Annotated in this window: 11 protein-coding genes; 5 read left to right on the forward strand and 6 right to left on the reverse strand. The window is 68.3% G+C overall.

What is annotated here, in order from left to right; translation table 11 throughout:
• The first annotated feature begins 156 nt into the window (after nucleotides 1-156).
• The 3 genes from AC5677_RS01985 (at nucleotide 157) to AC5677_RS01995 (ending at nucleotide 3,884) form a co-directional block, all read left to right on the forward strand.
• Nucleotides 157-816 (forward strand): TetR/AcrR family transcriptional regulator, encoded by a 660-nt coding sequence (locus AC5677_RS01985; RefSeq protein ID WP_497193240.1) that lies wholly within the window; start codon nucleotides 157-159, stop codon nucleotides 814-816.
• A 179-nt stretch (nucleotides 817-995) separates the two neighbouring features.
• On the forward strand, nucleotides 996-2,159 hold the full coding sequence (locus tag AC5677_RS01990) for an agmatine deiminase family protein (protein ID WP_497193241.1): 1,164 nt from the start codon (nucleotides 996-998) through the stop codon (nucleotides 2,157-2,159).
• A 249-nt stretch (nucleotides 2,160-2,408) separates the two neighbouring features.
• Complete coding sequence (locus tag AC5677_RS01995; RefSeq protein WP_497193242.1) at nucleotides 2,409-3,884, forward strand: membrane-associated oxidoreductase; 1,476 nt, start codon at nucleotides 2,409-2,411, stop codon at nucleotides 3,882-3,884.
• A 444-nt stretch (nucleotides 3,885-4,328) separates the two neighbouring features.
• Here the strand turns inward: AC5677_RS01995 and AC5677_RS02000 are convergent, their stop codons facing one another.
• The 4 genes from AC5677_RS02000 to AC5677_RS02015 form a co-directional block, all read right to left on the reverse strand.
• The gene (locus tag AC5677_RS02000) at nucleotides 4,329-5,660 is read right to left on the reverse strand and encodes a PP2C family protein-serine/threonine phosphatase (RefSeq protein WP_497193243.1); all 1,332 of its coding nucleotides are present in this window, start codon (nucleotides 5,658-5,660) and stop codon (nucleotides 4,329-4,331) included.
• 445 nt (nucleotides 5,661-6,105) lie between these two features.
• Nucleotides 6,106-7,482 (reverse strand): hypothetical protein, encoded by a 1,377-nt coding sequence (locus AC5677_RS02005; protein WP_497193244.1) that lies wholly within the window; start codon nucleotides 7,480-7,482, stop codon nucleotides 6,106-6,108.
• A complete protein-coding gene (locus AC5677_RS02010) occupies nucleotides 7,475-8,338 on the reverse strand; it encodes a hypothetical protein (protein WP_497193245.1) in 864 nt (287 codons plus the stop codon). Before AC5677_RS02010 ends, AC5677_RS02005 begins: the two co-directional genes overlap by 8 nt.
• A 68-nt stretch (nucleotides 8,339-8,406) precedes the next feature.
• Nucleotides 8,407-8,970 (reverse strand): SUKH-4 family immunity protein, encoded by a 564-nt coding sequence (locus AC5677_RS02015; protein WP_497193246.1) that lies wholly within the window; start codon nucleotides 8,968-8,970, stop codon nucleotides 8,407-8,409.
• Nucleotides 8,971-9,258: 288 nt separating this feature from the next.
• Between AC5677_RS02015 and AC5677_RS02020 the strand changes: the two genes are divergently transcribed.
• A complete protein-coding gene (locus AC5677_RS02020) occupies nucleotides 9,259-9,768 on the forward strand; it encodes a nitroreductase family deazaflavin-dependent oxidoreductase (protein WP_497193247.1) in 510 nt (169 codons plus the stop codon).
• Between the two features lie 182 nt (nucleotides 9,769-9,950).
• Here the strand turns inward: AC5677_RS02020 and AC5677_RS02025 are convergent, their stop codons facing one another.
• Together AC5677_RS02025 and AC5677_RS02030 are read right to left on the reverse strand one after the other, a co-directional pair.
• Nucleotides 9,951-10,610: a YceI family protein gene (locus AC5677_RS02025; protein WP_497193248.1), complete on the reverse strand. Its 660-nt coding sequence runs from the start codon at nucleotides 10,608-10,610 to the stop codon at nucleotides 9,951-9,953.
• A 289-nt stretch (nucleotides 10,611-10,899) separates the two neighbouring features.
• Nucleotides 10,900-11,868 (reverse strand): Lrp/AsnC family transcriptional regulator, encoded by a 969-nt coding sequence (locus tag AC5677_RS02030; RefSeq protein WP_497196482.1) that lies wholly within the window; start codon nucleotides 11,866-11,868, stop codon nucleotides 10,900-10,902.
• Between the two features lie 132 nt (nucleotides 11,869-12,000).
• On the opposite strand from AC5677_RS02030, the gene AC5677_RS02035 reads away from it, so the two are divergent.
• On the forward strand, nucleotides 12,001-12,849 hold the full coding sequence (locus AC5677_RS02035; protein WP_497193249.1) for an NAD(P)H-binding protein: 849 nt from the start codon (nucleotides 12,001-12,003) through the stop codon (nucleotides 12,847-12,849).
• The last annotated feature ends 9 nt before the right edge of the window (nucleotides 12,850-12,858 follow it).

Here is a 12,858-nt window from a genome sequence, read left to right on the forward strand (position 1 = left end):
GGCGTACGGAACGGCGGGTCGGGCGGTCGGAGCGATCCGGACGACGGTGCCGGTGGGCGCGCGGCACGCCCTGGGCACGATCGTGCATGCTGACTAAAGTTTCAGTCAACACCTGAGCGGCCCCGTGGACGAGAACCGAGCAAAGAGGAACACAGCATGCAGGACCGGAAGAAGGCAATCCTCGAAGCGACCGCCCGGGTGATCGCGCGCCGCGGAGTGCGCGGACTGCGGGCGGAGGAGCTGGCCGCCGAGGCCCGCGTTTCCAAAGCCCTCGTCTACTACCACTTCGGCAACCGCTCCGGCCTGCTGCGCCACACGCTGAGGTTCATCGGCGACCGGGCGGAGCGGTACACCCGCCGCCGGCCACCCGGGCGGCGGGAACCCGAGAGTCCGCTGCACGAGCTCGAACGCAGGCTGCTGCTGGAGCTCCAGGGCACCCCGGAGGTGCGCGAGAACAGCACGGTATGGGGCGAGCTGCGGGCCGGTGCCGTCTTCGAACCGGAGCTGAGGGAGGAGCTGGCGCGGGCGGGTGCCGCATGGGTCCGGGAGATCGCGGATCTCCTGGGCCGGGTCGGCCCCACGGCCCCCGACAAGGCCCTGGTCGCCGCGGCCGAGCGGCTCATCGTCCTCCTCGAGGGCCTGAGCACCCGGTGGCTCATCGGGATGCTGCCGATCGACCACGCCGCCGAGCTGATGCGGGGCGCCATCGCGGCGGAGGCAGAGGGGCTGCGACCGTTGGAGCCGTACGCCGTATGTCCGGTCGACGGAACGCGCGCCACACAGTCCGCACCGCCGCCACTCCGGTCCGCGACTTGACTGAAAATTCAGTCAGTGCCACAGTGCTTTCACGGCCACCCCCACTCACGCCTCCGTCGAGCCGTTCACGCGGCCGCCACATGCGTGAGGCCAAGGCCCGCGATTCCGCCACCGCGCGCGTCACCGCGATCCGCCCGTCGCCGCCGGATAGTTTCGCCAGCCCACGATCGGAGCACACCGTGTCCCACCTTTCCCACTCCCGCCGCACCGCCCTGCGCGCCTTCGCCGGAATCGGCGGCGCCCTCGCCCTCGGCGCCACCGCCTGCGGCCCCGAGGAGTCCGTGAGCGGCGGCACGGCCACCGCTTCCGCCCACACCCCGGCGTCACGCGGCGCGCGCCGCTTCGGCGCCGAGTGGGAGAGCCACACGCGTACGTTCATGTCCTGGCCCGCCCTCGCCTCCGTCTGGGAGGACGACCTGCCCTACGTGCGGAAGGACATCGCCCGCATCGCACGGGCCATCGGAGAGTACGAGGCGGTGGTGATGATGGCCCGCCCGGAGCAGCAGGCGGCGGCTCAGCGGGCGTGCGGTTCAGGGGTCGAGGTCATCCCGCTCGCCGTCGACGACCTGTGGGCTCGCGACACCGTCCCCGTCTTCGTCGAGGAGGACCATGAGGTCGTCGGCGTCGACTTCAACTTCAACGGCTGGGGCAACAAGCAGGAGCACACCCAGGACGCCCAGGTGGGCCGCAAGCTGCTCGGCAAGTACGGCATCCCCCGCGAGAGGGCGCCGCTCGTCGCCGAGGGCGGCTCCTTCGAGACCGACGGCGAGGGCACCCTCCTCATCACCGAGAGCTCGATCGTCAACGACAACCGCAACCGCGGAAAGAGCCGGGACCAGATCGAGGACGAGCTGATCGAGACGCTCGGCGTGAAGAAGGTGGTCTGGCTGGCGGGTGTCCGCGGCAAGGACATCACCGACGCACACGTGGACAGCCTCGTACGGTTCACCGCCCCCGGCGTGGTCCTGCTCGACCAGGCGTTCCCCGGCACTCCCCCGGACTCCTGGTCGCGCTCGGCCGACCAGGCCCGTTCCATGCTCAGCAGGGCGACCGACGCGCGGGGCCGGCGCTTCGAGATCATCGACCTGCCGGAGCCCGATCTCGACAAGATCACCGGCGCGGGCGACGACTTCGTGTCCACCTACGCCAACTTCTACATCGCCAACGACGCCGTCTTCCTGCCCAAGTTCGGCGACCGGAAGGCGGACGCACGGGCAAAGGCCATCCTTCAGGAGCACTTCCCCAAGCGGGACATCGTCCAGCTGGGCATCGACACCATCGCCTCCGGCGGCGGCGGAATCCACTGCTCCACCCACGACCAGCCCGGCAAGCCCGCCGCCTGACGATCTGTAGGAAGCCAGGCGCCCTGCCCGTGGCCGTCCTCGCGGAGGCGGGCAGGACGGCGACTTCGACGTGGACGCCGGGCATCCGGGCATCCGGGCATCCGGGCATCCGGGCATCCGGGCATCCGGGCATCCGGGCATCCGGGCATCCGGGCGAGGATGGAGGCGGGTGGTTCGGCGGCGCGGGTGAAGTGAGCCTGACCTCATAGTTCTTGACAGTCCGAACGCCCGCACGACACCATCCGGCCGGTGGAGATCACCGACCTCACTCCAGCGGAACGCCGCGTCTGGCAGGCGTTCCCCCTCGGCGAGGGTATCGACTTCCGGGAGAACGCCGACGACGACCCCGCCGGCGGCGCCACCTGGGGCCCCGAGCGGACCGTACGCGCCTCGGCGCTCCGGGCGATGCTGCTCAACGGGCCGTCACAGGACGGCGAGATACCGGGGCTGAAGCTGTGGGGCGCCCGTATCACCGGGGAACTGAACCTCAAGTACGGCAAGGTCGAGCACCCGGTGCGACTGCGGTCCTGCTACTTCGAGGAGGCCCCGGAGCTGTACGGCGCACACCTGCGCGTCCTGGCCCTGAACGACTCGGTCCTGCCGGGGCTCACGGCGGGACACCTCCACGTCGACGGAGTGCTGCGCATCACCTGTTGCCAGATCAAGGGTCCGGTGCGGCTGGCCGGGGCTCAGATATCCGGTGCGGTCTTCGCCAACGGGGCTCACTTCGGCGATCCGGCCGCCACGGATCCGCCTCAGGAACCGGTTCTCCAGCTCAACCACGCCGAGATCAGCACCGACATCTGGGCCCCCGGCCTGGTCGCCCACGGCCAGGTCCGGCTGAACGGCGCCACCGTCGGCGGACAGATCACGCTCAACGACGCACGGCTCTACGCCCCCGGCGGTCACGCGCTGGAGGCCGAGACCCTCAGCGTCGGCACCGACCTGCACGCGATGCGGCTGCACGCCGACGGCAGGGTCGACCTGCGCGGGGCCCGGATCGGTGGCCAGCTCAACCTCGCCTATGCCACCCTCGCCAACCCGGGCGGGGTCGCGTTACGCGTCAGCAGCTGCGTCGCAGGCGAGATGTGGCTGCGTGAGGCGGAGCCCGTGGTGGGCACCATCAATCTGCGCCGCGCCCAGTTCGACGTCCTGTACGTCCCGCCGGACGTCTGGCCGGACGAGGTCAAGCTCGACCGGCTCACCTACGGCTCGCTGCTCCCCCATCTTCCTGCCGAGGAGCGGCTCCCCGTGCTGGAGCGCGAAAGCGCAGGTTATCTGTCGTACTCGTACGAGCAGCTCGCCGCGGCGTACCGCACGGCGGGCGACGAGGCCGCCGCCCGCACCGTCCAGCTGGCCAAGCTCCGCCGCCACCGCCGCACCCTGCCCCCGTACGCCAAAGTCTGGGGTCACCTCCAGGACGCCACCGTCGGCTACGGCTTCCGCCCCATGCGCGCCGCAGGATGGCTGCTGGCACTGCTGCTCATCGGCGCCCTCGCCTTCGCCCTGCACCCTCCGCGCCCGCTGAAGTCCGACGAAGCCCCCGACTTCAACCCCTTCTTCTACACCTTCGATCTGCTCATGCCGATCATCGGCTTCGGACAGGAGGGGGCCTTCGCCCCACGGGGCTGGTACCAGTGGCTCTCGTACCTGCTGGTCGTCACGGGCTGGACGCTGGCCACGACGATCGCGGCGGGCATCACCCGCTCCCTGGCCCGCCATTAGCCCATGGCGCCAGGCGGGCGCCCGCCACAGCATCGACGGCCAAGCTGCCGGTGCGGAAGACGAACAGGATGCCCCACCCGGCGTCACCCGCGATCACACGTCGGGCTGCGCCCTGTTACGAGCCAACTTGCCTCGTGTGGCGGGTAGTTGAGTAAGGGGTCCGGCTGCCTGAACAGGTGGTGTCGTTCCTTCAGTTCATCGCTGGCGCTTGGCTGGGTCAGGACCGAGCTCGGCGGCCCGCACGCTCGCCTCACCGTCGGCGAGAGCATCCCCCAGCTCGTCACGACCATCGCCGCACAACGCGGCTGCGCCGGCCTGCAATTCCTCGATTCCCGCGGCCGGACCGTCGCCTGGTGAACAGCGCGGGACCGCATGCCGCGACGACGGTGCTCCGCGCACCACCACCCGCACCCGGAACAACGGCAGGCATGCCGAGGCCGGGGATCAGCGCCCGGACGTGCTGTGCGGGGTACGCAGGGCGAGGACGGCCATGTCGTCGTGACCGTCGCTGGGGTGCCCGTCGGCCAGGGTCTGAACGAAGGCCTCCAGGTCCATGCCGGCGTGGGCCGTGGCGACCTCGGCGAGCATCGCCAGCCCGGCCTCGATGGACCGGTGGGGGTGTTCGATGAGACCGTCGGTGAAGAAGACCACGGTGGTGTCCGCGGGAAGCGGACGGGTGTGGTCGGGCCGGCGAATCCCGGCGTCGACGCCCAGCGGGAGACCGGGTTCGCCGGACAGGTACTCCGTACGCCCGTCAGGGGTGATCAGCAATGGAGGGATGTGGCCCGCGGAGCTCCAGTGCAGTCTCCATCGGTCTTCCTCCGGTTCGATGAGTGCCAGGCAGGCGGTGGTGACCGGGAGGTCGGTGATGTCATGCAGGGTGCGGTCCAGCTGGTGGAGAACGTCACTGGGCGGGGTGCGACGGTCATAGATCAGCGCCCGGAGCATATTGCGTGTCTGGGCCATGGCCGCGGCGGCATCCATGTCGTGGCCCAGCACGTCGCCGATGACTGCGGCGCACGTGTTGTCAGGGAGCAGGATGGCGTCGTACCAGTCCCCGCCCAAGCGGCCGGGATCGGCTGCGGGCCGGTAGACGGCCGCGCCGGTGAAGGGCCGCAGATCCGGCAGGGTGGGCAGCAGCAGGCGCTGGAAGCGCTCGGCGGTATCGCGGACATTCCCGAACAGCCGGGCATTCTCGATCGCGATCCCGGCGGCGCCTGCGAGGGCGAGGACGATTTCCTCGTCGTCACGGTCGAACGGCTGCCCATCGTGGCGCTCGGACAGATACAGGTCGCCGTAGATCCTGCCTCGGACGCTGATGGCGACCCCCAGCAGAGTCCTCAGGTTCGGGTGACCGGGCGGGAAGCCGACGGAGGACGGATGGGAGGCGATGTCGGTCACCCGCAACGGTTCCGGATGATGGATCAGATGCCCCAGCACACCTCGGCCATGGGGGAAGTCGATTCCGCCCAGGGCCGTGCGCTCTTGCTCGGACAGGCCCACGGAGATGAACTGCTCCAGATGATTCCCGGACGGGTGCAGCACCCCGAGCGCTCCGTACCGGGCATCGGCCAAGTCCATGGCGGTGGTGACGATACGGTGCAGAACCTCCGGCAGCTCCAACTCGCGGCTGATCGACAGTACGGCGTCCAGCAGCCCCTGCAATCGGTCCTGGGCGTGTGCCAGTTGCCGGAACTGATCCGCGATCCCGTCCAGCTGGGCGTCGAGGCGCCGATGCAGGTACCGGTGTGGCTTCGAGGGGTCTTCGCCGGTCACCGTCTTGTGCCCTCGGCTCGTACCGCGGTGCGGCGGCTCACCGCTGCCTGCCGAACCGCCTCCGGCCGCGCGATCCCAGAGACCTGTCGGTGCTCCTGGAAGCTTTCCACGTCGGCCCGCCTGTGTGTGGTGTCCACCGACCGCCCCTCGCGGACCGTCGTCGCCGGCCCCCAGCGTGACCCTCCGTAGGGACCGGCGGTGACATTTGCGCCGAAAGCGGCATGTTGGGGCGGCTGGCGGCTACGTCGTCGCCCGCACCCCGGGTTCCGGCGACGGCACGGGGCCCGGCACCGGTTCCCGCAGGGCCGCTCCGCCGCAGATCGCCGTGTGCGGGGAGCGCCGTCTGAATGGCGTATGCAGAGGACGATGTGACGTCACGTCGAAGGGTCGCCGGACGGGCCGGGGCGCGCGGGTTCGTACACGCGCCCCGGCCGGCCCGCAGCAGTTACAGATAGTCCTGATAGCCCTGATGGTCCTCTGCGGATGGTCCGGGGCGAGGAGGCAGTGGGCGGGCGGCACCCCTCTGCCGGTGGGTGTAGACCCGGATGATCACTGCGGCGGCGGCCAGCAGGCCGGCACCCACAGCCCAGATGGCGTAGCCACCCGTGGCACCCTGGGACGCGGATTGTTCGGATTCCGTCGCGATGCTGTCGGAGTAGTCCTCGGGTTCATTGCCGCCCGAGTAGTTGATGGCGTGCGCCTTGGAACTGCCGGACAAACCGATTACGACCCGGCCGTCCCGATCCCGGGTGACGTTCTGGAAGGAATTCTGCACGGCCTTCGGCAGATCGGCGTGGTGGCGACGGAATACCGACGAATCCATCTTGTCGAGTGTGACTTTGCCGAAGTCCACGCCACCGTGGGTGTAGGTCACCTCGTAGGTCTTGCCGCCGATCGTCTTCAGCCGCTTGATGTTGAACTCTTTCTTGTTGTACGACTCGACGTAATCATCGAATACCTTGCGCGGGGACCACTGCTTCAGGGCCGGCCATCGACTGACATCACCGCTGTCGACCATCGAGGCCAGCGCGCCACCGGAACCACGCTGCCGGTACCACTCGGCCGCGACCCGGCTCAGGTACACCCGGCGCAGTTCGGCGAATTCGGGTGCCTTGTTGACGGCGTTTTCCACCCTGGGCAGAATCACTGTGCGGAATGCCGACTCCAGGCGGCGGTCGGGAACGGCGCACGAGCCCGCGCCGCCGCGTTGCTTCAGATACTCGGTCTCCATTTTGACTTCAAGCGGCGCGTCGACGATATACATCCCGCCGTTCTCCTCGTATACGGATGCGGGCTTCGGCACGATCCACTGCCGCATGTTGATGCAGCTTCTGGTCGCTACATCGCTCGAGTCCCAGAACGTCTTTCCGGTGCCCGTGTCCGGGTGAAGCAGCCGGCCGACGACCTTCTTCATTCGAAAATCCGCCTCGAGGAGGATCCGGCCCACATCTGTCGCACCCAGCTTGGCGTCCACGATGCGGTTGGGCTCGGTGGGGTTGAGATTGACCCAGAATGTCGACGGGGGCAGGCTCAGCCACACAAAGAACGCATCGGACATCTGGGCTGCGGCGATCTTCCCGTCGGTCACCCTACGGTCGTCGCCCATGTCCTTGCCCGTTGCCGGAGCGGCGTCGAGCGCATAGCGCAGTCGGCCGTCCCCGTCCTCGGACAGATAGCGCAATTCCAGCGTGGAGAAGTCGATCCCGCCAGGGTCGGCGCCCTGGTTCAGTGTCGTGGCACCGGCGCCCTTGGGGGCGGGACTGCCGGGAGGCTGGAAGAGACGGCCGCCCATCACCGCCGCGGCATCGGGGCCGTCAGGCATGCCGAGGCTCTTCCATTTCTCGAACCCCTTCCTGGAGGAAGCTGTCCGAGTCCTCTCCGCTGTTCAGCTTGTCCTTCGCCTCTGGGGTGCCTTCTTTCTTGAGCTTTGCCCGGCTCTCCAGATCGGTCATGAACTTCATGGTCTTCATGTCGGGGAACCAGCGGCTTTTCAGGTTCTGCTGACACCTGCTCGGGGAGACGTCGCAGGGTATCTTCTCGGACAGCCCGCTCGGCACCTTGTCGTGAGCGCCGGACATATGCTTCTTGAGGAACCAGTTGGCCACCCGCTCGGAGTGCATTCGTCCGCTCTTGAGGTCGGCCTTCAGGTCCGGGTCGGTACGCATGTCCCACCGATAGCTCGGCGTGGATGACGTCCGCCAATTGACCGGAGTTTTTCCGTCGGCCTCGAGGAGGGTATTTCCCTTCGGATCCACGAGGCGTAATTGCCCGCCCGGGTCCCGTTGGTAGAGGTCGATGAGCGCAACTTGGCTGTTCTGCGCGAACCCGCTGACGTTGGCCGTGACGATGACCCAGTTCACCTGGGTCTCGCCGTGTTGCTCGGACCACTCGAACTCCGCGACGTTACGGGCCCAGCTGACGAATTCGTCGGGATTATCGCTGTTCTGGGTGAGAAACGTATGCCGTTGCCGATAGATGAGGATCGGCAGATGCTGGGGATCGCCCACGTCGGCCGGCCAGAGGACGTATCCGTAACTGTGGGGCCCCGCATGGGACGCGGGCGGCGCGACGAGCGCTCCGAACAGGAGCGTGACCAGCGCCAGCAGCAGGACCAACCCACGACGCAGGGCCCGGGTCGGCGAGGAGACCAAGCGTAAGTGAACCACCGAGCGCATCATGGGCACTCCGATCTTGAATTGTGTGGTGCACGGCTACGGCTGCGGAGCAGTGAATTGTGCAGACGTTCCTAGCACTCGGCGGCGATCTGGTCCAGCATCGCGCCCCACCAGTTGCGGTCGTCCGTCGTCACCGCGTGGTCACGAGCACACAGCTGCCGCCAGACGTCCGCCACGGCATTTTCGAGTGTTTCCTCGGTTACCACATCCAGGTCCAGGACCCTGGTCTGGAAAAGGCCCAGGAACAATACGAAGAGCGCGATATTGGAATTGATCAGTCGGCTGTACTGGGGAATGTCGTCCACGTAGAACACCCGGTCGGTGGCCACCTCGACGGCGAAGCGGTATCCGGGCTCGTCGCCTTCGGCCACGGCAACGTACTCGTGTCCTTGCTGAGAGGTGGACACGAGAAGGCGCTCGTCGTGGAGGGGGACGATGTCCCGCACCTGGACCGTGGGCAGCCCCACGGTCGTGAGGAACTCCCGGGTCAGCGTCGACAGACGCGGACTGACCAGCTCCGGCGGCACGGGCCGGAGCCGATCCCCCCAGATGCGGCGGATCTCATCCACGCCGACATCACCGATCCCGCCCTGGCTCTGGCTCTGGCTCTGGCTCTGGCCGGAATCCTCTGCCATCTCTGCCGCTTCCTCTCCCTTGGCTGGATGGCCGACCGTATCCCGTCCGTCGATGATGATGGTCCCCTGTCGAAGCGCGCGGGCGTACGGGGCCGTAGGTAACGCCCGGCCACCCTCACCGGCCCGGGCACGGGCTGCACCGCCACCGCGTGGTCATCGGGCGGGCGGAGCCGCATGGTGGCGGCGCCGACACCGCCCCACCGCAGAGCTGCGCGCGATGCCGATGCCGGCCGATGCCGGAATCTACGATGTGCCGTATCCGGTCGCCACACCACCGAAGGGCCCGTGATGCCGCGCAAGGTCAAGCCCACCCCCTCCCCCACCGGCTGGCGCCGCCTGATCGCACGCGCCCCGATCCATCTGTACCGCTGGCGCCTGGGAGCCCTGATGGGCCACCGCGTCCTGCTTCTCACCCACACCGGACGCAAGAGCGGACAGCCCCGCCAGGTCGTCCTGGAGATCACCGGACGCAATCCGCAGACCGGCGCCTACCACCTGGCCTCCGGCCTCGGCCCCACCGCACAGTGGTACCGCAACATCCGGCACACCCCGCGGGTCACCATCCAGGTCGGACGGCACCGCACCGCGGCCCTCGCCCGCCCCATGAGACCCGAGGAATCCGGCCGCGCCATGGCCGACTACGCGCCCCGCCACCCCCGAACGGCCCGCCGCCTCATGGGCATCTGCGGCATCGAGACCGACGGCAGCACCGACGACTACTACCTCGTCGGCCGCGACCACATCCCCTTCGTCGAGATCACGCCGACGCCCGACACACCCGCCACGCACGACACCTGACGCCCGAACTCGCGCCGCACTCGTCATCGACGACGAAAACGGCGACGCCGGCAGCGGTAACCCCGCGACGTGGCCTGGCTCAGCCCCGGTCCGCATGACGGCGTGCCGACACGACGACACGCAGCTCGCCGCGTCGAGGGCGTAGGCCTACGGAACCGGAACCGAGCGGACCTGCCGGGCAACTACACCATCGGCACGGCCCGGATCGCGGAGATATCGAACTGCAGCCGGACTTTCTCACTCACCATGGCGCCGCCCGCCTCCAGGCGCTGGTTGTAGACCAGCCCCCACTCGGTACGGTCGATGGTGGTGGTGCCGTCGAAGCCGGCTCGCTCGTAGCCGAACGGGTCCAGGACCGAACCCAGGTAGTCGAGTTGCAGCTCGACGGGGCGAGTGACGTCGCGAATGGTCAGATCCCCCGTCATGCGGAAGCTCTCGGTGTCCTCGTGGACGGTGGAGGTACTGCGGAACACCATCTCCGGGTAGCGGCGTGCGTCGAAGAAATCGGCGCTGACGAGGTGTGCGTCCCGCTGTTCCACACCCGAGTCGACGCTGGCGACCCGGATCACGATTTCGGCCCGGGACTGCGAAGGCCGCGCTCCGTCGAAGTACAGCGTGCTGTCGTAATCGGCGAAAGCGCCCCGCACCGTCGTGACCATCGCGTGCCGCACGGAGAATCCAATGCGACTGTGCGGGCGGTCAATGGTCCATTCCCCGGTCAGCGCACGAAGTGCGGGGTCGAGCGCGACGCCGGTGGACTCGGCCGCCGGAAAAGGCGTACGGGGGCCAGCAGTTGCTGTCGGCTCGATAGTCGCACTCTGGCGACGGCTGAAGATACCCATGCGGTCGTGGCCTCCCTCGAATCTGATTACTCCGTGTTATCACGGTGTGGATAGGCGCTACGCAGCGAGATGGGCGACCTCGTCCGGACTTCCATGCCGCCGACTGTAAAGATGCACAGGATCAACACGAATATGGATGCACTGTCGGGCAGAACGGTGTCACGTATTGTCACCCCAGCCCTCGCCTCGCGCGCCGAGATCCGCAGGACGCTCTCCCAACGACGGTTGCACCAACAGCGATTACGGCATCGGCAGGGCCCGACAAACGTACGCGATCCAGGGCCTGTCCCTAGTGCGGCAACACCGCACCCGCACGTTTCACTGTGCGGATCAGCGGAGCGGTCTCGACCGAGTGCACATCGTCCAGCATGCCGATCCGCTCGGTCAGATAGCGGTAGAGGCCACGGGAATCACGGCAGATGACGGCGGCCACCAGATTTGACCGGCCCGTGGTGATACCCGTGAAGGAGACCTCCGGGTGGGCGGCGACGGCGTCGGCCACCGCGACGAGCGCGGACGGTCGCACCGTCATCCAAAGCCGCGCCTCGGCATGGTAGCCAAGCGCGGAGGGCGGGATGTCGACGTCGAACACGAGGACTCCGGTGCGCCGGAAGGTCTCCAGGCGGCGCTTCACGGTGGACTCCGACCACCCGGTGTCGGAGGCCAACTCGGCGTAAGGCGCGCGACCGTCGCGAGACAGCGCCGCCAGTAGGGCGTGGTCGCCCTCGTCGAGGGAGACCACTGCGTCGCCCGGCACTGGCGGGACGAGCCGAAGCCCGGCGGCCTGCTCCTCGGTGAGCCACTCCAGGCCCGCCCATCCGCTCGGTGCGGAACCGTCGCTCAGCAACGAGTGTGCGGAGACGTCGAGCACCCGGCTGGTGCGCGGCAACTTGTCCATCAACAGCACATCGCGTTCGGAATCACTGCGCGCCTGCACGTTGCAGGAGATCTCCGTGCCGCCCGAAAGCACATGCACCCAAAACGTGTCCGGGCGGCGTGCCAGGGCGGCGGCAATGGCGTCCGCGGCGTCCGGAGTGCACCGGATGCGGAGGGTCCACGAGGTGTACCCGAGCAGGAGGCCGTTCGCCGAGCCCACCACCCGGAGCACCCCGGCCGAGCGCAGGCGCCGGTATCGGCGGGCCACGGTGTTCTCGGAGACTCCGAGCACGTTGGCGATCTTGCTGAACGGCGCCCGGCCGTCGAGCTGCAACGCGTGCACGAGACCCCGGTCGAAGTCGTCCAGAGTGACGGATTCCATCACGCTAGTTTATCTACTGCCGGAAATCGCCACAGATGACTGCCTTGCTGGTGACTGCCGGGTGCAGCGGCCACAGTTCGCGGGACACGAAACCCACCGCGGGGAGCTCTCATGACAGCGCAACACACCATCTTGATCACTGGGGCGACGGGCAACGTCGGACGGCAGATCGTCTCCCAATTGCAGCGCACGCCCGGTGCCACGGTCCGCGCCGTGTGCCGCAACCCTGCAACGGCGGCTCTACCGAGCGGCGTTGAGGTGATGCGCGCGGACCTGGCCGACCCGAAGACCCTGGACGCGTGCCTGCACGGTGTGGACGCGGTCTTTCTGATGTGGCCACTGCACACCGCCGACGCACTGCCCGGCGTGCTGGAAGCCATCAAGACGCACACCCGTCGCGTGGTGTTCCTCGGCTCCGGTGGCGTCCGCGACCTCACGATGGACCAGCAGCACACATTGCTCGAACGATCCGGCCTGGAGTGGACCGTGATTCGCCCCAGCACCTTCGCCGTCAACGCCTTGTGGTGGGCGAAGCAGATCCGCACCGGCGACGTGGTGCGCGGAGCATACGGTGACCTCGCCATGGCGATGCTGCACGAAGCGGATATCGCGGCGGTCGCGGTCCGCGCGCTGACCGGCGCAGGGCACGAAGGAGTGGTCCACCACCTGACCGGCCCCCAGGCGCTCTCCCAGGCCGAGCAGGTGCGGATCATCGGGGAGGCGATCGGCCGGCCCCTGCGCTGGACGGAACTCCCCCGGCAACAAGCTCGGCAACAGCTGCTCGCCGACGACTTCCCAGCGTCGTTCGTGGAAGTTCTGCTCGACACCTACGCCACGATGCGCACGTGGCCCACGCCCGAGATCACCACCACTGTGGAGGACGTCACCGGGGCGCCGGCGCGCACCTTCCGGCAATGGGCGATCGACCACGCCGACGCGTTCACACCCACGCGCGGAAAAACGCACCTGCCCCGGCAATGATCCGCCGGA

The organism is Streptomyces sp. JLSY215 (assembly GCF_059682825.1).